The organism is Sandaracinaceae bacterium, from assembly GCA_020633055.1.
Taxonomy (GTDB): Bacteria; Myxococcota_A; Polyangia; order Polyangiales; family Houyiibacteriaceae; genus JADJJE01.
This window is the reverse complement of record JACKEJ010000004.1, coordinates 1-24,818: the sequence shown is the minus strand read 5'-3', so window position 1 is coordinate 24,818 and position 24,818 is coordinate 1. Positions and strand designations below refer to the sequence as shown.

The window sequence follows — 24,818 nt, the reverse complement described above, 5'->3', positions numbered from 1 at the left end:
CACGGCGGGTCGAGTGGGCGTTCGGGCTGTGATCTGTCGACGCCAGGCGGGGCTCCCTGGGGACCACGAGATGGATGTCCCCACCGCACCGTAGCGGACGACACGCCCCACGTGAAACGCTTCGCTATCAGGGCTCGGACCCGGGAGTCCCGAACGGCGCCCAAGCGACACACTCCGCGTGTACCATCCCGCCCATGCGAGCTGCGGTGCGAGGGAGCGAGAGCCCGACATGCATTTCCTGACCGAGATCGACCCGCGGGCGGCCGTGGCGGGGTCGCGAGACCCCCTCGGCCTCCAGCCAATCTGGAGCGCGCTCGGGCGCGAGGTCGTCGGCAACCTCACTACGGTCACCACGTCCGTTCGAGGGTTCACCACCCTCATCTTGGGCCTCTACTTCGCAGACGAGCTCGTCGCCGCGGGGGGGGTGCCCGAGGCGGAGCGGGTGTCCGCGTTCCTGCGCTTCGAGCAACTGGCGGCGTACAGTCGCGCGCAGGGGAGCAACGGCGAGGAGGCTGGTCGGATCCTCGGGATCACCCGTGTGCGGAGAGCGCTGCACCCGGGCAAGGGCGTTCCGATCGGCGTTGGCGGCGACGAGCAGATCATGAGCAACCAGAAGGTCTATGGCTTGTGGGGCCTGTACTCACGCGCGGGGATGTCCAGCGGGCTGCTCGACCCAACGACGCGCGGTGTCACGCAGGCGTGCCGCGAACACATCGAAGGCAGGCTCTTGCCCGCGTTGCGCGCCGAGCACTCACCAGCGCTCGCCGAGATACGCAGGTACGTCGTGAAGGGTGGCACGTTCAGACCGAGAGACGGTCTCGGACGGGCGCTGGGCGTGGTCCTCGGGCCAACCCTCCAGCGTTTCGAGCGTACGTTCTATGCTCGGCACCTCGTGCTGGGCGCAGGGGGCGACGACCCGACCCGCGGGCGTCAGGAACGCCTCTGGGGACGCATCGACGCGCTCAACGCGGCCGGGAGGTGCGACTGGGGCGCGCCGTTCTCCGCGCACGAACTCGATCGTCTCCGCGATGTGTGTGCTCAGCAGGGAGACGACGCTCTCCTTCGCCCGCTCACCCACATCGCGGTGATGGAGCCACTGCTGGTGTTGGCCGCGCGCATCTTCGGCTTCGTCTTGGTGCACGTCGATGGCCGCGTCGCGGACGTCGCGGAGGCTGTCGCCCGCACACTGGGCGACCGTCTGTCGGTCGTCGACCACGAGGGTGTGCTCGGGATGCGGACCGAGATCGCCCGGGCATCGTCCGGCTCCGCGGCGGATCTCTTGGCACAGATGGCGTTGGATCTCGCGCAAGGTGACTACGTGGGCTTCGTGGAGCGGACGCTGCGGCTGAACGCGCTCGTCATGGCCGCGAGAGGCGGTGCAGCGTGGGTCGAGATCCGCAAGGGCAGGCTCCACGTGCGCCTTCGCTCGGAGCGTGTCGCGCTCCCGAGCGTCAGCCAGTTGCCGCACCTCTGGGAGAACACCTACTTCCTGAACTCGCTGAAGGCGCTTGGCGCCGAGGTCATGGGGCGCCGATGACGAACGCTCCGACCGCCGTGCTCTCCGAGGTGCTCCACCGGCGCGTGGCGGGCCGCGTGGTGCAGGCCGCAGTGTTCACGACGTTCAGCTTCGAGCCTGGCTTCTTCGAGCAGGAGATCGTCCCAACGCTGTTCGAGCAGAGCTTCTCGCAGGCGCCACGCGTGCGACTCGTTCAGCTCGAGGAGACACTGCGTGACGTCGGGCCCCTCGCCATCTACTTCGACCGCCGTGGGCTCGTGGCGGGGAGCGACTCCGCGGCGCTCGACATCCAGCGCGTGGCGGTCACTCACGCGCGCGGCCTCTTTCACCCCAAGCTGGTGCTGGTCCTCGCAAAGGACGCGACAGGGTCCGACGACGACTCCGTCGCGGCGCCAATGCGCTTGATCGTGGGGGTCCTCTCCGCCAATCTGACGCGCGCGGGGTGGTGGGAGAACGTCGAGTGCGCCTGGTTCGAGGACATCGTGGCCGGGTCCAGGAGCAGCATCCGGCGAGACCTCATGGACCTGCTCAGTGGGCTCCGTCGAGCCGACGCGACGGGCGCCGAACAGCCCGCGCTCGAACTCATCCGGAGGTTCCTCCGCTACGAAGTGACGGACAACCCGCAACGGACGACCAACCGCGCGCTCAACCCACGTGTATGGGTCTCTCAAGCGCCGTTTCACGAGTTCTTGCGGGATACCCTCGCGCTCCCGGCAGGCGTCTACAATCTCGAGGTGGTGTCGCCCTACTTCGATGCGCACGGCGACGGGCAGGCGGTCGCGGCGCTCATCGAGCAGCTCGAGCCGAAGGCCACGCGCATCTACGAGCCGAGAGCGGACGACGGCAGCACGGAGTGCGACCCAGACGTGTATCGAGGCATCGCCAGCCTGCCGGACCTGAGCTGGAGCGCGTTCACGGGGGCCGTGCGTCAGCGCGGGAAGAGCGGTGAGGAGAAGCACTTGCTCAGGCGCGTACACGCCAAGGTCTATCGGCTGTGGAGCAAGGCCGAGGGTCGCGAGTTCCTCGCCATGGGCTCCGCGAACATGACCACGCCGGGGCATTCCGGCGCCACTCGGAGGAACTTCGAGGCCACCGCGGTGTTCGAGGTCAGTCAGCCCAAAAAGCTGGACTGGTGGCTCACCCCCGTGGACACGGGCGCCGTTGCGTTTCGCGAGGCGGGCGAGAGCGGAGAGGGCTCCGGCGAGACACCACCGCCCTTGTCCATCCGATTCGACTGGACCACCAAGGAGGCTTCGTATTTTTGCGAGGATGAACGCCCCGAGCCGTTCGCGCTGTGGTCCGCGGGGGAGCTCCTTGCCGAGGTCAAGGCGCCTCGAGCGAGTCAGTGGCTGTGCTTGTCGGGCAGCTGCGCGGAGCGACTGAGCGAGACCCTCCGTTCCACGTCCAGCCTGGACGTGCGCGTCGGTGGCGAACCGCGCGGGACGATCCTCGTCACCGAGGTCGGGATGGCCCACAAGCCCTCCATCATGTTCAGCATGACGATGGAGGAGATCCTGCGCTACTGGTCGCTCCTCTCCATGGAGCAGCGCGAAGCGTTCCTGGAGGGCAAGCTGAACCAGGAGCTTGTCGCGCGCGGTCTCGCCCCGCCCAGAGACGAGGCCGACGCCAGGGTTCAGGTCAGCATGTTCGATCGATTCGCGGGCGTCTTCCACGCGTTCGAGCACCTCGAGGGACACGTGCGGCGTGCGTTGGCCGAGGGCCGGACGCGCGAGGTGGTGTACCGTCTGTTCGGGCAGAAGTACGACTCGCTCCCGGGGTTGCTTTCGAAGGCGGTCGCTCCACGCAATGCAGCAGGCGAGGCGGCAGAGGCCGATGTGAAGCGTGACCCTCTGATGGACTATGTGACGGTCCTGAGCGCCGAGTCGCTCGTGTGTCGGCTCGCTCGAGAACCCGCCGCCGCGCACCTGTTCGAGCAGCACAGGGCGGCGCACAAGGAGCTGAAGGAGCGCTTCGCGCTGGGCCGTTCGCTCGCCCGGGAGCTCGACTTGGGACCTGACGCAGACGTCTTCGTCAGGTGGTTCGAGACGTGGTTCATGCGTCCGGCGAGCAAGGTCGGAGCACCATGAAGACCATCCGTCCGCTCGACCTCGCGACCGCGCGCGCCCTGATCGACTTCTCGGGGGACGGTCACGTGGCTGGGAGCATGCCCGAGCTGCAGTTGGAGGGGGCTGTCGCCATCCACAACATCCTTTCGCGTGACGGCGTGGCGTACTTGGCAGACGAGGTCGGGATGGGGAAGACCTACGTGGCGCTCGGCGCGATTGGGCTGATGCGCTTCGTGAACCCGTCCATGCGCGTCCTGTTCGTCGCGCCTCGCGAGAACATCCAGCGCAAATGGGTCAAGGAGCTGCGCAACTTCACGGCCAACAACTGGCGCCACCGCGATCAACGCGTGCGCGGTCTCGACGACCGACCCACGCGGGCCCCCGTCTCGGCGGACAGCTTGCTGGAGTGGGCGGTCAAGTCGTCGCGGGACGGCTCCTCCGACACCTTCCTGCGCATGAGCTGCTTCAGCCTCGGGCTGAGCGCGAGTAGCTCCGACCGGGCCGCGCGACGCGACGCGCTCATCGACGTCTCCCCGCGGCTCGGAAAGGCGGACATCCCGCTCACGCATCGCGACAAGGAGCGTTTCAAGGCCGACTACGCGATGGCGCTCAACCGCGTCATCCCGCACTACGACCTCGTGGTCATCGACGAGGCGCACTGCCTCAGGCACGGGAGGGCGAGCGCTTCGGCGCGCAACAAGATCCTGGCGACCGTGTTGGGCACGAGCGGTGAACCTGGTCTTGTACGCCGGGTGGACCGAGTGCTCCTGCTCTCTGCGACCCCGATCGAGTACGACTACGTCGACCTCTGGCACCAGCTGGATCTCTTGGGTCATGGGCAGCCGTTCCTCGCGCTGCGGGAACATCGCGAGGAGGCAGTCAAGCGAGAGGCGGCACAGCGCGTCCTCGTGCGGCGCGTGACGCAGCTGCGCGTCGCGGGGGCGACCTTCACCAAGAACATGTACCGCAGCGAGTGGCGCAGCGGGGGGGTCGTGGCCTACGGTCAGCCGCTCGAGATCCCGACCGACCGTCAGCGTCTGGTCGTGGCGCTCGTCCAAAAGAAGGTGTCCGAGGTGCTTCACGATCCTCGCTTCGGCGCCAACTTTCAGATGGGCATGCTCTCGTCCTTCGAGAGCTTCATGGAGACCGCCAAGGTCGCCGGGGCGCCCACTCCCAGCGACGACGCGCTAGCGGGCGACGACGAGGACGGTACGCAGGGACACGAGCCGGCGTTCTTCAGTCGTGACCAGACAGACGACGTCCTCGCCAAGCAGGGCATCGACAGCGCGGCAGTCAACGACATCGCGGCCTCCTATCAACGGACGTTTGGCACGCCCATGCCTCACCCCAAGATGGACCACGTGGTGGAGAGCGTCGCGAGCGACTTCGACGCCGGGCGAAAGACCCTGGTGTTCGTGCGCCGGGTGCGGTCCGTCATGGAGATGACGGACAAGCTCCTGCGACAGTACGACGCGCGCTTGCGGACGAGGCTGGCCGGGATGTTCGCGGAACACCCGGAGCTCGCGGCGCAGCTTGACGCTCAGTGGGCGGCCTACGAGCGTGAGCGGACACGTCGGCGGCGTTCGCAGGTTGCGACGTCCCCCAAGGCACGCGTCGCTCACGGACGAGAGGATGTTGAGGCGGACGACCAAGGTGGCAACGACAGCTTCTTTGCGTGGTTCTTCCGCGGCGCGGGTCCGGGGGGCGTGCTCTCGGGCGCGGCCCTGCAGCGCAACCGCCTCGGCAGCGAGAATTCGGCGTACTCCACGTTCTTCGACGACAACTACGTGTGGGACCTCCTCGGCCAGCCGGACGACGTGCTCGCCTCGCTGGCTGCGGTCCTGGGGCGAGAACCACGCGATGTCGCGGACACGCTGCGGTCGCTGGCGGCCTTTCGCGTGTTTCAGCAGCACGCCAAGCGTCCGCCGCGTCGCAGGGTGTATCGCGCCTACCAGGAGGCGGCGCTCTACTTGCTGGCCATGTCCCCGTCCGAGCTCTCCAGCAAGGCGGCGGCCGTTCTACAGCTCCTGTTCGGTCGTGGCGAACTGCAACCCTACCAAGGCGGCGAGGAGCTCCCTGTGGTGGGAGACTACCTCCAGACGCGGACCTTCTTCACCGAGCTGCGCAGTCGGGGCCGTCTGCGAGACACGCTCTGGCCATCTCGCGGTGGGGAAGACACCGACTTCCAAGCCTATTTCCGCGACCGCGACACGAGGCGGGCCATGCTGTCGGCGGTGGCGCGCCTGGGGCACGCCTACATCGACCTCTGGGCCCTCGTCGTTACCCGGCTTGGCACAATGGACCTGGGTGCGCAGGACCGCACCGAGACGCGCGCCGAGGATCTCATCCACGACTTCCTGGACTTGTTGGAGTCGCAGCGTGAGGCGTGCGGCTCGTTCGGTGCCTTCCACGAGCTCGCCTACGTGGGCGAGCAACACGATCTGTTGATGACGGTGAACTTCGCAGACGAGCGGGAGGCGCCGCTGGACCTGCTGGCGCGTCACTTCGGTCAAGCACTCGCCCAGCAGACGCCAGTGGCGGCCATGCACGGAGGTGTGGCGCCCCGCTTGGTTCGCCAGTTTCGGATGCCAGGCTATCCGCTGGCGCTCATCACCACGGACGTGTTGCAGGAGGGCGAGGACCTGCACACGTTCTGCTCGCGGGTGGTCCACTATGGCATCGCGTGGACACCGTCGGCCACGGAACAGCGCACCGGGCGCATCGACCGCATCAACTCCCTCGTGCACCGCCGGTTGGCAGGTATGACCACGCTGCCAGGGCGCGAGGACTTGTTGCAGGTACAGTTCCCGTACCTGGCGGACACCGTCGAGAAGCTGCAGGTCGAGCGCCTCTTCGATCGCATGAATCGGTTCGTCGCGATCACCCACCGGGGCTTCGCGCCCGAGATGGACTCCCCCAGCGTCCATATGCCCACGGCCATGCTTGCGTCTGGATCGAGCATCCCTACAGACCGGGAGCTGGAGACGGCCTTCCCGGTCCGACCCGAGTATCTCGAGGGCGAGCCGGCCGACACGACGGTGCACGTGCGGCGGGCGGAGGTCACTCTCCGTCAGTTCGAGCGCCTCACACGCCGCCTCGGGGAGCGGGTGCGCGTCGTGTGGGACGGGAGTCAACCGCTGACCGCCCGCTTCGGCACGGTGTTCGTCACGTCCGCGGGCGAGCTCGCTCCCCCAGAGCTGCGAGACCGAGCCCGCCAGCAGCCCTTCTCGTTGCACCTGCGCAGCTCGCGCACTTCGCAGGCCATGCTCGTCCACGCGATCAGCCCGGTGGGGTTCTTGACGAGGGAGATGGGCAGGGCAGAGGAGCTGGTGGGTATCCAGACGCGGCTGCCGCTCGAGTTCCAAGCGGCGCGCATCTGTCAGCGACCGTCCGGCGAGCGCGGGCGCTTCGTCGTCGGGGTGGAGAGTGACATGCACTTTCACTCAGAGAGCGCGCAGCTGGACGAGCTGCTGGACCTCGTGCGTCGCGTTTCCGTCGTCGCCGACGACGTCGAGCAGCAGCTCTTCGTCGACCAAGACGCGCCGCTGGACGGCTTTCGCAGCTACCTTCTGAAGAGGTCCCGTCATGACTGAGGTTCGGCGGCTGCTCGGTGCTCGGTCCCGAGCCTTCGAGGACCTCCGCATCAGCTGGGAGTCAGGCAAGCTCACCGTGTCTCTGCCGTATGGCCGACGTCACTTCGTCCGCTACCGCGTCGTCGGCGAGCACATCGTGCTGCGCACGACCATCGCCACACGGAGGCAGCTGGAGAAGCTCGCCGCCGCCCAGCCACAGCCCTACGCGAGCTTCCGTGCCCGTCTATGTGACGACATCTTGGTCCAGAACCAACACACGGAGAGTCTGTGCTTCCGCCTGACCGAACGCGACCGTTTGGAGGCCGTCGCGACGGCGCGTCTGTCCACCCTGCTCGACGACGACGTGCTGTACTACGCTGCCACCCTTGCGCGTGAGTCGGACCGCTTCGAGTCCTTCTTGACGGATCACGACCGCTGGTAGGCGGGCGACAGGTCGCAGCGCCTCGGCGAGCTCCCTGTCCGCGACGACGCCGCGTCTGCGCTGACGGACGTCGTGCGCTGTCGGAAGAGGACTCGGACGCGCGCCCCGGCAGAGGAGTAGAGACAGGGCTCGTCTGGGGTAGGCTCGGCAGATGACCACCAGCAACGAGTCGCAGGGCCCGGTCACGCTCCGTTTCCGTGACCCTGCGCTCGAGGCCGAGTTCCAGACCAAGTTCCGGCCGCGCGCGTTGCGTCAGCTGCGTGCTTCTCTGCTGAGCTCGGTCGCGCTCTGGCTGGGGCTCGGACCGCTGCTCTCGTTGGTCTCGTCGTCGGGCCGCACCACCATGCTCGCCTCCATTGGGATGTGCGGCTACCTGCTGGCGTCGCTGTGGGTGTCGCGCTTCACGCGCACGGCTCGGCAGGTGCAGCTCATCGTGGCGGCGTCCAACACCACCGCCGGCTTGGCCGCGCAGCTCATCGTGTGGGACGCCGGGGTGTTCTCGTCGGTCGGGCTCCTGGCCGCCATGTTCGTCGTGCTCTTCGCCTTCACCATGGCGAACCTGCCCTTCGTGATGGCCGTCATCGCCGTGACCCCATACTGCTTGCTCTGCGGGTACTTCATGGCGACGAGCCCCGACGTGACGCTCGCGCCGCTGCAGGGCGCGTTCGCCATCGGCATGGTCGGCATCATGGCGTCGGCGACGTACATGTTCGAGAGCGCCACGCCGCGCGACTTCGTCCTGCGGCGCGTCATCGCCGACCAGGAGCGCGAGCTCGAACAAGAGAAGGCCAAGCAGCTGGGGCAGTACACCCTGGGCGAGAAGCTGGGCCAGGGCGGGATGGGCGTGGTCTACAAGGCCAGCCACGCGCTGCTGCGCCGGCCCACCGCCATCAAGCTGCTGACCAGCGGCTCCAGTCACGCCGCAGACTTGGCCCGCTTCGAGAAGGAGGTGCAGCTCACCAGCGAGCTGGCGCACCCCAACATCGTGGCCATCTACGACTTCGGCCACAGCCCCGAGGGCGAGTTCTACTACGCCATGGAGTACCTGCCCGGGGTGGACCTGCAGACCCTCGTCACCGTCGATGGCCCCATGCCCGTCGGGCGCGTCATCCCCATCATGAAGCAGATCTGCGCTGCCCTCGACGACGCGCACCACCGCGGGCTCATCCACCGCGACATCAAGCCGGCCAACGTCATCGTGAACAAGATCGGGAATCGGTGCGACGTCGCCAAGGTCGTGGACTTCGGACTGGTGAGGGAGTTCACCGGAGGGGACGCGTCACAGGCCGAGGACGTGGTGCTCGAGGGGACCCCGGCGTATCTGTCGCCGGAGGCCATCATCCAACCCGACCAGCTGGGGCCGCCGACCGACATCTACTCGCTCGGCGCGCTGGGGTACTTCCTGGTCACTGGCAAGCAGCTCTTCACGGGCACCACCGTGCGCGAGGTCTGCGCCCAGCACCTGCACAAAGATCCGCCCGTCCCCAGCGAGCACGCGAGCCAACCCGTGCCCGAGGCCTTCGACCGCGTGCTGCTGCGCTGCCTCGCGAAGTACCCGGCCGAGCGCTACGAGAGCGCAGCGGCGCTGGGCGAGGCGCTGGATGCTATCGAGGCCGCTCCGAGCTGGACCGACGCGCTGGCCGCCGTCTGGTGGGAAGCGTTCGCGGAGCGCCGGCGTGAGTACCGGGCGAGGGTGTACGACACCACCACGCTGGAGGGCGGCAAGGTGACCGTCGACATGCGCCGGCGGTAGGCCACGCGCGCTGGGTGCGTCCATGCCGCGCACCGTCGTCGATTTCCGCACGTTGTCCGTTGTCCGATCGGTCGCGAACGCTGGCCTTCCCGGATTGACGCGCTTCCCCTCGGACAACGTATGCTCGCTTCACGGAGAACCGCCAACCATGTCCCAACGCACGCTCGACATAGACCCCGAGACACACGCGATTGTGGAACGTGCCGCCCGTGCCCGTGGTCTGTCCAAGAGCTGCTGGCTTGCGGAGGCCGTCCGCGCGCATGCAGCCAATGAGTGGCCCACGAGCTGTGTGGAGCTCGCCGGGCGCTTCGGCGACTTCCCCCTGCACGTAGACACGGCACCTGGGTCGGCGGACGTACCGCGCGTGGGGTTCTGAGACGCCCTCGTGCTGGTCCTTGACAGCAACACCATCAGCCCGGCCGTGGCGCTACGTTTTCACGCGCTGCGTCCTGCGGAGCTCGGCGTGCCAGCCATTGTCGAGTACGAGCTGCGCTACGGCCTGCTGCGTCTACCACGCGATGCGATGCAGCCGCGCATGACCGCGCTCACAGAGCTGCTGCACCCCATGCACCGGCTGCCCTTCGACGAGCAATGCGCGGAGCATGCGGCCCGCATCCGCGCCGACCTCGAGAGCGCAGGCACACCCATCGGTCCGCATGACGTGTTGATCGCCGCGACGGCGCTGCGGCACCAGTCCGAGTTGGTCACTCGGAACGTGCGCGAGTTCGCCCGCGTGCCGGGTCTTCGCGTGCAGAACTGGCACGACGCGTAGTCCCTCGCCGCGACTGTCATCCGCTTGCTCGGCGCGCGCGTCCGGAGCACCGCGTGGTAGGATCCGCCGACGATGGCGAGCCTTCATGATGCGGTTCGCCGCGGGGATGCGAACGCGGTCTTCGACCTCCTGAAAGCGGGCCACGATGCCAGCGCCCTGGACGCCGACGGACACCCGCCGCTGTGGTACCTCCTGGAACCACCGTTTGAGCATCGAGTACGTGAACGGCCCGCCCGAGCGGGGTGCGAACGTTAGTGGCTGGGAATACGGTACTGTGAGCTTCCGATGACCAAGCGACGCCCAAGCTCCCCGCTCCTTCCGCTCGGCCGCCGAGGCTTTCTGCAGGCCACCGCCGGCGCAGCCAGCGCCGCCCTCTTCGGAACTGGCGTGAGCTGCTCGGGAAGCGCAGCGCCCAGGCGCCCGCGGAACATCGTCCTCATCACGGGGGATGACCTCGGGTGGCGCGACACGTCCGGCCTCGGCAACCCCAACGTGTCCACGCCCAACCTCGACCGCCTCATGCGGGGCGGCGTCTCGTTCAGCCGAGCGTTCGACGTGACGTCCACCTGTGCGTCCAGCCGCACCACCTACGTGACGGGCCAGTATCCGCACACGCACGGGGTCACCGCGCTGGTCCACCGCAACCCCGAGCTGTCGCTCCCCGTCGAGCAGCCGACGATGGCCACACACCTGCGCGGCGCCGGCTACCACACGGTCATCGAGGGCAAGTGGCACGTGGCGTACCCCGAGTCGCCCATCCCCTACGGGTACGACCTGTCGCTGCGCAGCTACATCCTGCAGTGGATCTTCGACTCCTCGCGCACGCAGCGGTTCATCGAAGGGTCCGGCGCCGAGCCGTTCTACTTCGAGATCAACTACATGAACCCGCATCGGGACTACTTCGGCGCTTTCAACCAGCACGAAGACCACCCGGTCGACCCGGGCTCCCTCGTCATCCCCGACTACTACCACCTGCCCGACGTCCCCGGCTTTCGAGAGGAACTGGCCGCCTACTACAGCCAGGTCGACCGCATGGACGTGATGATCGGCGAGCTCATCGCGGCGGTCGAGGCGCAGGGCGTGTTCGACGACACGCTCTTCGTGTTCATCAGCGACAACGGCATTGCCTTTCCGCACAACAAACAGACGGTGCACGACCGCGGCACCGGGACGCCGCTCTTCTTCCATTGGCCCGCTGGTCTCCCGGCTGGCGTCGTGCGCGACGAGCTCGTCTGCTCGGTGGACCTCATGCCCACCATCCTCGACATTGCGGGTGTCCTCATCCCCGACGACGTGCAGGGCAGCTCGCTCCGCGCGCTCCTGCTCGACCCGGCCGCGACCTGGGAGCGCGACGCCATCTTCGCCGAGATGACGGCCCACTCGGGCGCCCCCGTGCCCGCGCGCAGCGTGCGCACCGACCGCTATCGCTACATCCGCAACTACAACGACCGGCCCCACTCCTACGACTCGAGCGACATGGCGTGGATGCAAGAGGTCCGCGCCATGAACCTGCCGGAGTACCCCTGGGGCCAGCCCCGCGTGCCCGAGGAGCTCTATGACGTCCTCGCCGACCCGCAGGAGCAGACGAACCTCGTCGACGACGCGGCCCACGCGGATGCGCTGGAGGACCTGCGCGCGCGCTTGGACGCGCACATGACGGCGACTGCGGACCCCTACCTCGGCCAGCCGTTCGAGGTGGTGACGTAGCCGCCACGTCTTCCGTGGCGCGGAACCGTGGCGCGGGGAGAGCGTGGCTCATGCCAACCAATTCCCAGACGTTCACGTGCGCTGTGTCGCTACGTCGGCGCCAACCGAAGTCACGCGGTTGCGGCCGCCGCGCTTGGACTCGTACAGCCCTGCGTCGGCGCGCTTCAAGATGTCGGCGAGGTCCGCGTCATCGGCGGACAGCGACGCGACGCCGGCGCTCACGGTCCAGCGCAGCTCGCCGGCCACGCCGACGACGTGGGTCTCCGAGATCTGCACGCGCAGCCGCTCGGCCAAGGTCGTCGCCGCGTCGCCGGTGGTCTCGGGCAGCAGCACGACGAACTCCTCACCGCCCAAGCGCGCTGGGACGTCGGTGTCTCGCACGCCCGCGGCGAGTGCCTCCGCGGTGGCTTGAATGACGAGGTCGCCGACGGCATGGCTGTGCTCGTCGTTGACGCGCTTGAAGTGGTCGATGTCGAACAGGATGACGCTCAGCGGGCGGTGGTAGCGCCGCGCGCGCTGCACCTCGAGAGTGCCCTGGGCGAAGAGCTGCCTGCGGTTGGCGAGCTGAGTGAGCGCGTCACGGTGGGCGTCGTCGCGGAGCTGCGTCTCCAGCCGAAACTGCTCTCGGCGGGCCCGACACGCAGACCACCCGAGGTAGGTGGTCACGAACGACACCGACAGCAGGCACGCCTCGGCCCCGCCCCAGTCGCTCGGCTCGGGGCGGTGGTAGAGGTACACGGACTGCACCATGGCGAAGATGGCCACTTGGCACACCACGAGCTCGCGCAAGCGGGTGACGAGCACGGACATGCACAGGGGCACCAGCAGCAGCGTCGTCGGACCATAGCGAAACCCGTAGGGGATGAGCATGAGCACGACACACTGCGAGGCCACGAAGAGCACCAAGCAGACCAAACCCGTCGCGAACACCTTCTTCCAAGGCGACGCGTTCCGCAGATACACGTAGAGGACGACCGTGATGGCGAGGCCAAGCCCGCGGAACGGCGCGACCTGCGGAGCCACCTGCGGGGTCACCAACCAATCGCGCGCCGCGAACAGCGCCACCATCGCCATGAGCACCAGGGTCGTGCCGAGCAGCGCAGGCCGCAGGCGCTCGAGGCACCACTCGGGGTACTCCGCAGCGACGGTTGGGGGGGGCCGCTGCAGCTGGCGTGGGGGAGTTCACTGGCGCGGACAACGGGCCATGTATATCGCATCTGCTTCGTGCGGTGCGCCCGTCCCCAGAAATCGCGCTACCCGCGCTCCTCGAGTGGTGCGACGATCCCGCGGGCGCTCCTCGACGCAGGTGACGCCACGGAGGTGACGATGGGTGTGTTCAGCGAGCTGTGCCTGGTGGAGGACTCCGAGGAATTCCTGGAGGCGTTCGGCGCGTCCGGCGGGACGTGCGTGGACGATCTCCCGAGCGAGGAGCGGGTGTTCCTGAAGCGCTGGACGACACTCCAGATGGGCGCGCTGCTCGTCGCGCTGCGCGGCGGCGGCGAGGTGCTCGACGCGTCCTGCGAGTTCGAGCTCGCCTCGTCGCAGGACGCAGACTGTTGGGCCTTCACGGTGCCCGACGACCTGGTCCCACGGCTCGCGGCGCTCGACGAGGCGGCGCGCGTGGCGCTCGCGGAGCGGCTCGCGGAGCTGACGGCCGCCGAGCTGGGCTGGACGGCCGCCACGCACGTCGAAGTGCTCGGCGGCCTTTGCGCGCTTGCCAGCGAAGCGGAGGAGGACGGGCTCGACGTCGTCTTCTTCACGTCGCTCTGATCAGAGGAATGGTCGGAGACGTTTGCGTTCGGCGTCGAACGCCTCGCTCGTCAACACGGGCGCCGTGAAGCGAGGGCGGTTCACGTATGCACCCGTCAATCGAGCGAGGCCGTCCCACGTCGGTGCGTCGGAGGGGAGCGCTTGGGCGGCCACCGTTTCGTCGTGCCATGGCCAGGCCCATCCTGCCGGAGCGTCGAGCGAGACCGCCTCGCGCAGCGGTGCTTCGTTGTGCAACGTGAGCAGCAGGTTCTCCACGCAGGTGCTGAAGGGGTATTCCTCCCCGGTCCCCTTCGAGGTTCGCTTCAAGCGAATCACCATCCAGTCAGCGCACCAGGCCGACTCGAGCGCCGCGAGCCCACACTCAACGTCGGCGTCGTAGCTGTCGACGAGGGCCTGCTCGAATGCGCGCGCCAACGAAAGCGGGTCCGCTCCGGGCTCGAACGAGGCGAAGCGCACTTCGTACGTGTGTACCCGTTCGCCGCCGTCGAACCCGGCGCCCCAAAACGGAAAGGCATAGCGCTGAACCATGGTGTCTCTCCTGAAACAATGCCGGTTTGCACCCCCATGGGACCGCGTGATGCTCGACCAGTTGGGCCGGACGTGGTCCGATGACGTCGCCGGGATGATGCCCATCGAGGCCCTGCTTGTCACGCAGCGGCCGAAGACACCGGCGCACGCCAGCCGCCCAGGGACTCGATGGTCGCCCTCATGGGACCTCGGGGCTCACGGGGCTCACGCCGCGGCGGGGTGCCCACCTTCGGCCCATCGCGCAACGAGGTGCTGATTGTCGTGCATCCATGGATGGAAGTCCCTCCGGTAGAAGTCGAGGTAGCGTCGTCCGATGCTCGCCAAGATGCCTCTCCTCGCGAACAGGAGCTCTCCGGTCTCGACCAGGTCGCGCAGGGTCGGGGCGCGTGGGGCGCCTCGGAGCGCCGTGCGCGTGTCCATCAGCGAGTAGTAGACGAACGACGCCGTCCCGACGAGGCAGACCAGCCGCAGCAGGTCGCGGTCTCCGACAACCTGGTCGTAGACATCGAAGGCCACCGCCTTGTGCTCGATCTCTTCCGCCGCGTGCCACTCGAACATCGCGCGCACTGCCGGGGGCATCTCGGCCATGCGCTCCGGATGGGTGAGCACGTACTCCGCCAGGATCGCCGTGATGTGCTCCATCACCACCGTCACCGCGAGGTGAACCTGCGGGGGGAAGCGCTCCGCGAAGTCCGCGTTGAACGCCTCGACCTTCGCCGTGATCGCCGACGCGCCGTAGCCGTTGCGGTCGAGCCATTCGTTCGCCCGCCGATGCTGATTCGAGTGTGAGCCCTCCTGCGCCGCGAAGCCTCGGATGTCCGACCGCAGCGCGTCGTCGGTGATGCGATCGCGGTAGTGCATCACGCTCCGGACGAACTCCTTCTCGCCCGGCGGGAAGACCGCCGAGAGCGCGCCGAGGAACGCCGTCGCGACGACGTTCTCGCGGTACCAATAGGGGCCGTCGATGCGGTCGAAGTCGAACTCGACCCGGCGACTCGCGATGGGGGCGCGCTCGGGCGTGGCGTGAGCTTCTGCGTGTCTCATCTCTCGATCCTGGGGAACTCCAGCGCGCCCCGTGAGTTGCGGTGGGGACAAATGGCTTGTCATCCGCGGCCACGGCGCCTCGGGGACGCCCGCCATTGGCGGCCCAGCGAGCGACGCGTAGGCGCGGGCCCTTTGTCATCCGGAGCCACCGTGGCTACGGTTCCCTGCACATGAACATCCACGCCGACGATGTACTGCGCGACTGGGAGCGTTGGTTCGTCCCGCCCGTGTATCCCATGACGCTGCTGCAGATCGCGGAGGACGGCGGTCTCCAGCCGGAGGCCTTGCTGCGACAGGCGGGCGTCCGCGTGAGCGCCCGTGAGATCGCGGAGACGGGGCTCACGCTGGGCACCCATCTGCCGCTCCTCACGCGCGTCGCGGACTTGCTCGGGGAGGCGGCGGTCGGGGTCGAGCTGGGGTGGCGCCTCCCTCCGACCGCGCTCGGGACCCTGGGCTATGCGCTCCTGTCGAGTCCGACCCTGGGGGACGCGCTCACGACCCTGCAGCGGTTCTGGCACCTCGTGGGTCAGGGGTTGGTCCTCACGGCGGACGTCCACGACGGGCTCGTGCACCTCGAGCTGAGGGCGAGCTTGTTCATCACGGAGCGCCTGCGCAAGAGCGCGCTCGAGAGCACGATGACGAGCATCGTGCGTGGGGTCACGGCGCTGGCGCCCGGGTCTCTCGACACGCGTCAGACCGAGCTGTGGTTCGACTTCGACGAGCCGGATCACGCGGCGATCGTTCGCGAGCGGCTCGGCGTCGTCCGCTACGGCATGCCCACCACGAAGGCGATGATGCCGGCCGCGAGCCTCTCGACGCCGTTGATCATGGCGAACCCGGTTGGGTTTCGGAAGGCGGTCGAGTGGTGTGCGCGTGAGGAGAAAGAGCGTGGCCTCGAGAGCACGCACCTCGTCGCGCGGGTAGAGAGCGAGCTCCGGCTCGAAGCGAACGGCTATCCCAGCTTCCCGCAGATCGCGAGACGCTCGCACATGTCGCCGCGAACGCTCCGGAGGCGTCTCGAGGGCGAGGGCACGAGCTACGCGGCGCTGATGGAAGCGGCGCGACGGAGGGACGCGCTGCGCTTGCTCGACAACCCGGCGCTGTCGGTTCGCGACGTGGCCGAGCTCCTCGGCTACGAGAACCCTGCGAACTTCACCCGGGCCTTCAAGCGGTGGACCGGAAGGACCCCGACGGCCCATCGCGCCTCGCGTTGACGCGCCACCTCGACGGGCGCACGACCGGCGAGTACACGTCGGCGCAGGCGCGTCACGTAGAGGTCGGGCAGTAGCGCATGAAACTTCAACACAGTCAGTTTCGAGTCAACGAGGCGTGGATAGCCTGTCGCCTTCAGTCCTTCGACATGGTCGCTTCCGCCCCCGTGGATCTCTACGTGCTCATCGACGCGGCGTCGTCCTACATCTTCGGCCATCTCTTGGTCCTCGATGAGGTGCCGTCCCCTGACGAGACGCAGGCCCTCTTCGCGAAGGCGTATTCCGCCAAGGGTGAGTGGCCGACCAAGCTGATCGCGCCGAAGCTCGACCCCGCGCTGCCGGCCTTCCAGGAACAGGCCGACGCGGGAGGGTTCCCCATGGAGGTCGTCCCCGTGACGTACCTCGAGGAGTTCGTTCGTCCGCTCCAAGCGAGCTACGACTCCTTCCGGTCGCAGGGCACCGCAGCTCCGTCACGAACCGCTTCCGAGGAGCAGGAAGCGCGCTCGATGGTGCCCGACAGCTACGACCCATGTACCTGTGCGTCGGGCAAGAAGTTCAAGTTCTGCTGCAAGCCGATCTTCGAGCACATCATCGAGGCCATGTGCGCGGCAGAGGAGGGGCGTCCCGCCGTGGCGCTCAAGTGGCTCGACAAGGCACGCAGCAAGGTCGGTGACACCGCCGAGCTCCTGTGTCGCTATGCGATCGTTCACAGCTACGACTCGGACGCCAAGTTCCACGAGTACATCGAGCGCGCGCTCCAGAAGAACCCGAACCACCCGCGCTCCCACTATTTGCTGGGGCTCGACCACGCCGAGCACGAGCGCCTCGAGGCTGCCGTGGTCGCATACCAGCGGGCCATCGCGTGCTATCCGGCCACCGACAAGTATCACCTCAACGAGACGTGGAACAACCTCGCGAACGTCTACTACAGGCTGGATCGCCACCGCGACGCCAAAGGCGCCTGGGAGAAGGCGCTGACGTACGCTCCGTACGATCCGGTCACTCGCAGGAACCTGCAGACGTGCATCTACGACAACGACACGCTGCCCGAGGACATGCGACGACCGAGCCCGTTCGTGGCGCGGCTGTTGGGTGATTGACGTGTCGGCCTCGAGCCCTCATCCGCTCGGCGTCGCTTCGAGGCGTCTCGACGCATCGGTAAGCATCCTCCGTGTCCGCGTCGAGGTGCGGGCCCGCACACACAGTTTCGCCGTCCCTGGCCTCTCGACTTCCATACTGCCCAGGTTACGATGACCCCATGAGTCCCCGCGCCTTCCCCTACAGCTTTGAGGAGAACGCCGAGCTCGACGAAGCTCGGCAGCGGGCGGAGCGCTTGACGATGAACGAGCGCTGCGATGAGGCGGCGGCGATGTTCATCCTCTCGCTGGTCGACATCGCGCGCAGGTCCGCAGATGCCGACGACTACATGGCGAGGCTCGACCGCGACCCGCCGGGTTGCCCCACGCACCGCTGGCGCGAGCTACAGGCGCGTCGCGCAGCGCGAGCGTCCGAGTGAAGCTCTCGGCCGCGGAGCTCGAGGCCGCATTCAGCGGGCTGCTGCGCACCCTGGGTCGGGGATTCGACGAGGCCAACGTCCCTTGGATGGTCGTGGGTGGCCTTGCGGTCAGCGCTTGGACGGAGCCACGCGGAACGAAAGACTGCGACCTCGCGCTTCTGTTGCCCGAAGATGCGCGGGCTGTCGAGACGCTGCTGCGCGATGCAGGTGTACGCATCGCTCGCGGCGAGCTGGCCACCGCCCGCCAAGGGGGCGTCGTGCGCGGGCAGTATCATCCCGAGGGCCAGCCACGGCTGGTGGTCGACCTGCTCTGCGGAGGCACGGACTTCGAGCGGTCTGCGCTCGCTCGGCGGGAGCGTGCACAGGTCCTTGGAGTCGACGCATGGCTCGTGAGCGCCGACGACCTGCTCATCTACAAGCTCATCGCGGCGCGCCCGCAGGACCTCGCTGACGTTGACAGGCTGATCCGCTTCGGCCGTGCGCCAGCCGACATGGCCTACGTCCAGAGGTGGGTGGGCGAGTGGGAGCTCGAGGACCGCCTCGCGCAGGCGCTCGAGGCCGCGCGGCGATAGCGTTGGGCGTGGCGCAGGGAGAGCGGGTCCGCCCTGGGACGAGTGTCGCACCCCTCTGCTACAAGCCGGTCATGAACGACGTGCGAGAACGGTTCGCGAAGGTGTTGGCTGCCGCTTCGGGCGAGGTGGCCAGGGAGCAGTTCGCGACCCGCGAGTGGCTGTCGCCTGGTTCGCTGTCCCTCGAGATTCGCGGTGTGGGTCCCATCACCATGCCTGTGTCAGAGGCAACCGCCGAAGCCATCCGGAAGGTGTCGGTTCCCGCACCGTTTGGTTGGCGCGACCAAACGCTCCATGACGACAGCGTGCGCCACACCTGGGAGGTCGCCCGAAGCCGCGTGAAGCTCCCACTGCGACAATGGAAGCTGGCGCTGCGCGAGCCGCTCGCACGGATTCGCGAGAGCCTCGGTCTGCCCGCCGGGTGCGAGTTGGTCCCCACGCTCGACAAGGTGCTGCTCTACGAGCGGGGGCAGTTCTTCCGGGCGCACCAGGACTCGGAGCGCAGTGACGACATGGTGGCGTCCCTGGTGGTGTTGCTGCCGTCGCAGTACACCGGCGGCGCGCTCAGCGTCAGCCACAAGGGAGAGACACACACCTTCAAGCGGTCGAAGCGGCAGGACGCTGAGCTCGCGCTCCTCGCCTTCTACGCGGACTGCCAGCACGAGATCGACGTCGTGAAGTCCGGACACCGCGTCTCAGTCACGTTCCATCTGGAGCTGCGGGGGGAGCCCGAGCTGGGAGCGACGCCTGTGCCCAAAGCATCCCTGAGGAAGCTCGTCGGTCTGGCCCGACAGCACTTCGCCACCGAGACCCGCCTGCCCGTCTCCCGCCGCGAAGAGGCGCCACGCCGTCTGGTGTACCTCCTGGACCACGAGTACTCCTCTCGCAGCTTGTCGTGGTCACGTCTCAAGGCCGCTGACCGCCGGGCTGCCACCGCCGTCATGCAGGTGGCCGACGAGCTGGGCGCCCACTGCAGCCTGGCGCTCGCGCACGTCCAAGAGACATGGCAGTGCGAACCCGAGGACTATGGATACGACTATGGCTACCGCCGCGCGCCGCCGGCGATGGCCGCCGACGAGTACACCCTGACGGATCTCATCGACGACTCGGTCGAGCTGCGCAGCTGGCTGGGTCGAGACGGTCGCGCATGTGACGCGCGCGGAGGGCACGTTCGCTCGCATGAGCTCTGCTTCAACAAGGCGTCGGACGAGCTGACGCCGTTTCATGTCGACCACGAGGGGTGGCAAGGCAACTACGGCAACACGGTCGAGCGTTGGTACCACCGGGCCGCCCTCGTGCTGTGGCCGGCCGAGCACGACTTCGATCTGCGAGCGGAGGAGAACCACGCGTGGGCTGTGGAGATGCTCGCCGCGCTGCCCAGCTCGGACGGAGACTTGCTGAACCGGAGGGCTCGCGCGCTGCTGGCCTGGTGGCCGACGGTGCCCGACACCGGGAGCTGCGCGCTGTCGTCCGCGTCCTGCGCGCGGCTGATGGAGGTCGCGCAGCGGGTCGACGACCCGGCCATCGCGCTGGACTTGCTGGCGCGCATCGGTGTGTCTGGGCTCACCGACAAGGCGCTGTTCCCTGGGCTTCGGGCGTTGGTCGAGCAACGCGGCGCCGGGTGGGGGCTCGCGCTGTACACACGGTGGGTGCCGAAACACGCACGGGCGGAGTGGTGCCTCGGCATCGACGACTTCACGGCGAGCATGACCGAGACGGACGGTCCTGTGCGGGCCTTCGCGACGCAGCTGGTCGCGCGAGAGGCCTCGGCGTGGTCCGAGCGGGCGCGTCAGGCGCCCGAAGCGTGGCTGTCCCCCAAGGCGCACCAGCAGCACGCAGCGGTCTTCGCGAGCTTGCTTGCGGCGTCGGGGATGCTGGAGGGGCGCGACACTCAGCGAGCTCTGCTCGAGCAGGCCGCAGCGCTGTCCGAGCTCGCTCACCTGGCCATCATCGAGCGCGCGCTCTTGCATTCACGTGCCCCGTCGCTCAGGAAGGCGCTCAAAGGGAGCGACCTGGTCAAGCGAGCGGTGTCCGTGGCCCGCGCGGGGAGTCGGGGGCCGGAGCGAAGGGCCGACGACTGCTCCCTCGAGGTCATGCTCCGCTGCTCCTGCGCGGACTGCAAGCAACTGCACGCCTTCTTGTCGGCCACGGACGCACGCCTCGACTGGCCGCTGGCCAAGGCGCGACGTCAGCACATCCATGGTGTCATCGACTCACGGGCGCTACCCGTCTCGCATGTGACCCTGAGGCAGGGAAGCCCCCACAAGCTTCAGCTCACGAAGGACGCGGGCGCCATTCGCAAGCGCGAGAAGGCGCACCGCGCACGGCAAGGCGCCGTGTTGAGTGCCCTGCAGGCTGTCGGTCTGGCCCGCGCCTAGTCGTCCTCGGAGTCCTCCACCTTCACCACCGGCTCGTCGCAGATGGCGTCGTCGGGCACCATGTACAGGCGAAAGCCCCAGCCGGCGAACGTGAGGAGAGCGGCGCCGAAGTCGCGCCAGTTCATCTCTCGTCCGTCGATCCAGACGGTCGGCTCACGCGGGGTCTCCGCGCTCTCACTGATCACGCCACGCACCACGTCGCCCCGCGGTGACCACTCCCCAGACCGTTCGTGGAAGTTGAGCTGGGGTCGCCCCACCGGGATCTCGCGGCAGACGTGCTCGTAGGTTCGACGACTGGCCTCCATCGCCTCTACCGTGTCGTTCCACCGGTCGAGAATCTGTTGGTCGGTCATCCCAGGTGTTTCGTCGCCCAGGCGGAAGCTCACGGACCCCACGGCCGAGTCGGCGTACTCGATGACGGCTCCACCGGGCTCCCTGGTGATGCGGACTTGGTCGGGAGAGGCCACGAATGGGCGCTTGTCAGGACGGCTCATGACTCGACTCTAGAAGAGAACCCCGCGCAACGTCACCTACGACCATGAGGGGCTCGGGTCGACCACGCAGAGCGTCCGCGGGTCTCGAGTTCGCGCCGGCGCAGGGCACCAGCGCCGTCTCACTTGCGTTCCGACGCGAGCGGTCTTACATCTTGCCCGCTAGGCGCGCCGTACTCCGAGTCCGTGTAGCGGCCGCTCGGTTGACCACGTCGAGCTTCGAGCGACATACTCCTCATGATGTACGCGCAGACTGCAGAGTGGGCTTGGCCAGTGCCGCCCGCCGCGACCGCGGATGTGGCGGCAGCGGATCCGATCGCGACTCGTCTCCGCGCGGTAGTGCTGGACATCCTCCACCCGATGTCGCTCGTTGACGACGACTACGACATGGAGTCTGCTTGGGTCGCGGTGTCTACGCAGGCGTTCGAGCGCGCCGCGGAGGTAGCCGAGCTTGCCGCCCAGCTGCCTGCACCGCATCTCCCACAGGTGCTCTTGCTGGAACTGGTCATGGTCAGCGCGTTGCCGGACGTGCGCAGAGACCTGCGGCGGGCCTTCGCCGTCAACCAAGCCGTAGAAGCGGGCATGGTCAACGCTGCGCGCATGCAACACGGTGCGCGCGGGGCCGAAGAGCTGCTGGCGCGGCCCCCTGAAGAGCGCCATGCCGCCCTTCGCCAGCTCGTGGGCCATCCCGGTCTCCACCCCAAGCTCGCCGTGTGGGTGGTACACCACCAATCCTTCTACGCGGCCGTGCTCGGAGCGTTGTGGCTCGAGTCCGACGCTCTGCGCCGCTTCATGGCAGGCAAGGCGCTCGAGTGTGCCATGGCGGGTGCTCGGCACATGGCAGCGTGGGCGCCTCAGTCGCTGTCCACCAGCATTCTTCCGCCGGAGGAGCGCGTGTCTGTGGCCGAGCTGCAACAAGCGCACGAAGGCTTGCTGGCGAAGCTCGCCGCTCCCCTCGAAGCGGAGTGCGCCCTATGAACGAGGACCGCGCTGCCCGGTCGCGTCGTGTTCCGAGAGCCGCTCGATCGCCTGGATGACCTCCATCACCGAGACCCGCTTCTTAAAGCGAACTACCTGGGCGTGGCGTGGAAGATCGCTGTCCGAGACCTGCAGAGACTCGTCGATGCAGAGCACCAGCCGCGAGAGCCGCTCGTTCCGCATCTGAGCGAGCTTTCCCGAGAGGTAGTCCTGCGTGCCTTCCTCTGGCCATTGTCCAAAGCTGGACGTACGTTTCGAACATGACCTCGCCAGTCCGAAAGATTCTCGACGAGATCTACAAGCTGCCCAAGGAGCAGCGCGCGTTGGTCCGCGCCGAGCTAGACAGCCTCGACGAGGACGTCGCCAGAGAGGACGTGGACCGCGAGTGGGACGACGAGATCGCCCGGCGTGTGAGGAGCGTTCAGGATGGCACCGCCGTCCTACACTCCGATGAGCACGTCGAGCAGCGCATCCGGGCGATTCTCGAGCGCTGATGTCGGTGACCGCGAGGATCTGAAGGTTTCTGACCGGCCTCCCGTTTGGGTCCGGTTTCCGGACAAGCGGGGGCATCGAGTTCTAGGCTCGACACCCCCGCGACATAGAAGCGGGCACACGTTTGCGCGTGTGCCCATCAGGACCCGCGCCGGCTGGTACACGCCAGCGGCAAGGCGGACCCTGCGAGAGAGTGATGGCATGAGCGTGGCGCGGGGCCAAGTTCCCTGTCGACATCGCCTACAGAAAGCTTCCGCATGTACCTGTGCGCGCACTGTGGAGCGCGCGCTGAGGTGTGTCGTCGGTGCGACCGCGGGCAGCGTGTATGCAGCCCGGAGTGCCGCAGCGCGCGAGCCCAGCGGCAGCGTCGCGAGGCTGGGCGCCGGCACCAGCTGAGCCCCGAGGGCCGGGATGACCATCGTGATCGCAACCGCGCGTATCGAGCGCGGCAGCGAGCCCGCGTGACGGATGTAGGTCCCACTAAGTTGACCCCTGGGCGACCCATCGCTCTCGCGCGCGCAGCGCGCTCGGACGCAGTGTCCGAGGCGACCGCGGCGCAGGAGCAAGTCGATGAATCAGCCTTTGGTGATGTGGTCTCTGGGGCCTCTGGACACGAGGATGCTCGTGACGGTGGGCGACGAGATCGTGATGAAGGGACGTCTGTCTCGGGCGCCCTCGCACCCACGCGCGGTGCAGTGGATGATGGAGGCAATCGCACTGTGGGAGGGGGTCCCGGTCCGCGGTGTCGTGTGTGCGGGCGGCGCGGACGCCACCTACGCGAGGGCTTTCTGGGACGCGGTCGGGATGGACCACGGCGGGGTGCTGTACAGCCTGGATCTCGCGGGCCGCGAGCCCCCAGGGGGGCCCGCACTCAGTGACCTATTGCCCGACGTGGGCGGCTACGACGACCTTGCGCGAGCGGCCGTGCACGCGAGCCTCGGGGGAGGTGTGCGATGACGATCTCTTCCGAACAACGCGCCACGATCCGTCGCCTCTTCTACGCCGAGCACTGGAAGGTCGGCACGATCGCCGCCGAGATGGAGCTCGCTGCCGACACCGTCAAGCGCGCCATCCTCACCGACGCGTTCGTCTCCAATGGAGCCAACGCCCGAAGCACCTTGTTGGACCCGTACAAGCCCATGGTGGCGATGACGCTCGAGCAATACCCGCGTCTCCGGGCGACGCGGCTCTACGACATGCTGGTGGCACGCGGGTTCCTCGGCAGCGTGCGGCAGGTCCGTCGCTACGTCAGCAAGGTGCGCCCGCCACGTGGTCGCAAGGCGTACTTGCGTACGCGCACGATGCCGGGCGAGTTCGGGCAGGTCGACTGGGGCAGCTTCGGCAAGGTCTCCGTCCGCGGTGGCGAGCGGTCGCTCTCGCTCTTCCTGATGGCGCTCCCGTACAGCCGGGCGCTCGCTGGCGAGTTCACCTACGACCAGCGGATGGACGCCTTCCTGCGGGGCCACGGTCACGCCTTCGAGGAGTTCGAGGGGGCACCCCGGGTGATGCTGTACGACAATCTCAAGAGCGTCGTCCTCGAACGTATCGGCGACCACGTGCGCTTCCACGACGACCTGCTCGAGTTCGCGGGGCACTACCACTACATGCCGCGGCCGTGTCGCCCGTACTGCCCCGAGGAGAAGGGCACGGTCGAGCGCGCCATCCAGTACATCCGCGGAAGCTTCTTCGAGGGGCGCAAGTTCAGCAGCCTCGACGACCTCAACGCGCAGTTCCGTGAGTGGCTCGACACGCATGCCATGGCACGCGTGCACCCTACCGACGAAGAACGACGCACGGTCCGCGAGGTCTTCGAGGAGGAGCGCGCGCGCCTGCTCCCGCTTCCGGCGCACCAGCCCACGACGGACCGCGTCCAGCCCATCCGGAGCGGAAAGCAGCCCTACGTCCGCTTCGACGGGAACGACTACTCGATCCCCCACACGCTCGTCCGCGTGCCGCTCACGCTCGCCGCGAGTGACACGCGCGTCCGCGTGCTCGACGGAGTCAGCGTCGTCG

The 24,818-nt window shown here is 67.9% G+C and carries 21 protein-coding genes; 17 read left to right on the top strand and 4 right to left on the bottom strand.

Going from position 1 to position 24,818, the window contains the following annotated elements; translation table 11 throughout:
- The first annotated feature begins 229 nt into the window (after positions 1-229).
- From H6726_00135 to H6726_00105, 7 genes are all read left to right on the top strand, one after another.
- Entirely contained in the window at positions 230-1,537 is a 1,308-nt protein-coding gene (locus tag H6726_00135) for a hypothetical protein (protein ID MCB9656025.1), read from the top strand.
- Positions 1,534-3,603, top strand: coding sequence for a hypothetical protein (locus H6726_00130; GenBank protein MCB9656024.1), 2,070 nt, complete (start codon positions 1,534-1,536; stop codon positions 3,601-3,603). Before H6726_00135 ends, H6726_00130 begins: the two co-directional genes overlap by 4 nt.
- Complete coding sequence (locus H6726_00125) at positions 3,600-7,175, top strand: DEAD/DEAH box helicase family protein (GenBank protein MCB9656023.1); 3,576 nt, start codon at positions 3,600-3,602, stop codon at positions 7,173-7,175. The genes H6726_00130 and H6726_00125 overlap by 4 nt, the downstream gene beginning before the upstream one ends.
- Positions 7,168-7,596, top strand: coding sequence for a hypothetical protein (locus tag H6726_00120; protein MCB9656022.1), 429 nt, complete (start codon positions 7,168-7,170; stop codon positions 7,594-7,596). The genes H6726_00125 and H6726_00120 overlap by 8 nt, the downstream gene beginning before the upstream one ends.
- Positions 7,597-7,747: 151 nt before the next feature.
- Positions 7,748-9,349 carry a serine/threonine protein kinase gene (locus H6726_00115; GenBank protein ID MCB9656021.1) on the top strand — a complete coding sequence of 534 codons (1,602 nt, stop codon included), beginning with the start codon at positions 7,748-7,750 and terminating at the stop codon, positions 9,347-9,349.
- Between the two features lie 385 nt (positions 9,350-9,734).
- Complete coding sequence (locus tag H6726_00110) at positions 9,735-10,121, top strand: type II toxin-antitoxin system VapC family toxin (GenBank protein MCB9656020.1); 387 nt, start codon at positions 9,735-9,737, stop codon at positions 10,119-10,121.
- 285 nt (positions 10,122-10,406) lie between these two features.
- Positions 10,407-11,828 (top strand): sulfatase, encoded by a 1,422-nt coding sequence (locus H6726_00105; protein ID MCB9656019.1) that lies wholly within the window; start codon positions 10,407-10,409, stop codon positions 11,826-11,828.
- Between the two features lie 72 nt (positions 11,829-11,900).
- On the opposite strand, the gene H6726_00100 is transcribed toward H6726_00105, so the two are convergent.
- Positions 11,901-12,902 carry a GGDEF domain-containing protein gene (locus tag H6726_00100; protein MCB9656018.1) on the bottom strand — a complete coding sequence of 334 codons (1,002 nt, stop codon included), beginning with the start codon at positions 12,900-12,902 and terminating at the stop codon, positions 11,901-11,903.
- Between the two features lie 252 nt (positions 12,903-13,154).
- Between H6726_00100 and H6726_00095 the strand changes: the two genes are divergently transcribed.
- Complete coding sequence (locus tag H6726_00095; GenBank protein MCB9656017.1) at positions 13,155-13,598, top strand: hypothetical protein; 444 nt, start codon at positions 13,155-13,157, stop codon at positions 13,596-13,598.
- On the opposite strand, the gene H6726_00090 is transcribed toward H6726_00095, so the two are convergent.
- A complete protein-coding gene (locus tag H6726_00090; protein MCB9656016.1) occupies positions 13,599-14,231 on the bottom strand; it encodes a hypothetical protein in 633 nt (210 codons plus the stop codon).
- Between the two features lie 99 nt (positions 14,232-14,330).
- Positions 14,331-15,170: a metal-dependent hydrolase gene (locus H6726_00085; GenBank protein ID MCB9656015.1), complete on the bottom strand. Its 840-nt coding sequence runs from the start codon at positions 15,168-15,170 to the stop codon at positions 14,331-14,333.
- A 170-nt stretch (positions 15,171-15,340) separates the two neighbouring features.
- Here H6726_00085 and H6726_00080 point away from each other — a divergent pair, with 170 nt between their 5' ends.
- The 5 genes from H6726_00080 to H6726_00060 all read left to right on the top strand — a co-directional run bounded on the left by H6726_00080 (position 15,341) and on the right by H6726_00060 (position 20,844).
- Positions 15,341-16,384, top strand: coding sequence for an AraC family transcriptional regulator ligand-binding domain-containing protein (locus H6726_00080; protein MCB9656014.1), 1,044 nt, complete (start codon positions 15,341-15,343; stop codon positions 16,382-16,384).
- A gap of 146 nt (positions 16,385-16,530) precedes the next feature.
- Positions 16,531-17,481: a tetratricopeptide repeat protein gene (locus H6726_00075; protein MCB9656013.1), complete on the top strand. Its 951-nt coding sequence runs from the start codon at positions 16,531-16,533 to the stop codon at positions 17,479-17,481.
- A 158-nt stretch (positions 17,482-17,639) separates the two neighbouring features.
- Entirely contained in the window at positions 17,640-17,897 is a 258-nt protein-coding gene (locus tag H6726_00070; protein MCB9656012.1) for a hypothetical protein, read from the top strand.
- The gene (locus tag H6726_00065; GenBank protein ID MCB9656011.1) at positions 17,894-18,469 is read left to right on the top strand and encodes a hypothetical protein; all 576 of its coding nucleotides are present in this window, start codon (positions 17,894-17,896) and stop codon (positions 18,467-18,469) included. Before H6726_00070 ends, H6726_00065 begins: the two co-directional genes overlap by 4 nt.
- A gap of 71 nt (positions 18,470-18,540) precedes the next feature.
- Positions 18,541-20,844, top strand: a complete 2,304-nt coding sequence (locus tag H6726_00060; GenBank protein MCB9656010.1) for a 2OG-Fe(II) oxygenase — start codon at positions 18,541-18,543, stop codon at positions 20,842-20,844.
- Here H6726_00060 and H6726_00055 read toward each other — a convergent pair.
- Complete coding sequence (locus H6726_00055; protein MCB9656009.1) at positions 20,841-21,338, bottom strand: hypothetical protein; 498 nt, start codon at positions 21,336-21,338, stop codon at positions 20,841-20,843. The two genes, H6726_00060 and H6726_00055, sit on opposite strands and share 4 nt — an antisense overlap.
- Positions 21,339-21,695: 357 nt before the next feature.
- Between H6726_00055 and H6726_00050 the strand changes: the two genes are divergently transcribed.
- The 4 genes from H6726_00050 to H6726_00035 form a co-directional block, all read left to right on the top strand.
- Complete coding sequence (locus H6726_00050) at positions 21,696-22,313, top strand: hypothetical protein (GenBank protein ID MCB9656008.1); 618 nt, start codon at positions 21,696-21,698, stop codon at positions 22,311-22,313.
- Between the two features lie 260 nt (positions 22,314-22,573).
- The gene (locus H6726_00045) at positions 22,574-22,807 is read left to right on the top strand and encodes a hypothetical protein (protein MCB9656007.1); all 234 of its coding nucleotides are present in this window, start codon (positions 22,574-22,576) and stop codon (positions 22,805-22,807) included.
- Between the two features lie 568 nt (positions 22,808-23,375).
- Entirely contained in the window at positions 23,376-23,762 is a 387-nt protein-coding gene (locus H6726_00040; protein MCB9656006.1) for a hypothetical protein, read from the top strand.
- On the top strand, positions 23,759-24,818 hold a 1,060-nt coding region (locus H6726_00035; GenBank protein ID MCB9656005.1), incomplete at its 3' end, for an IS21 family transposase. The genes H6726_00040 and H6726_00035, both read left to right, overlap by 4 nt.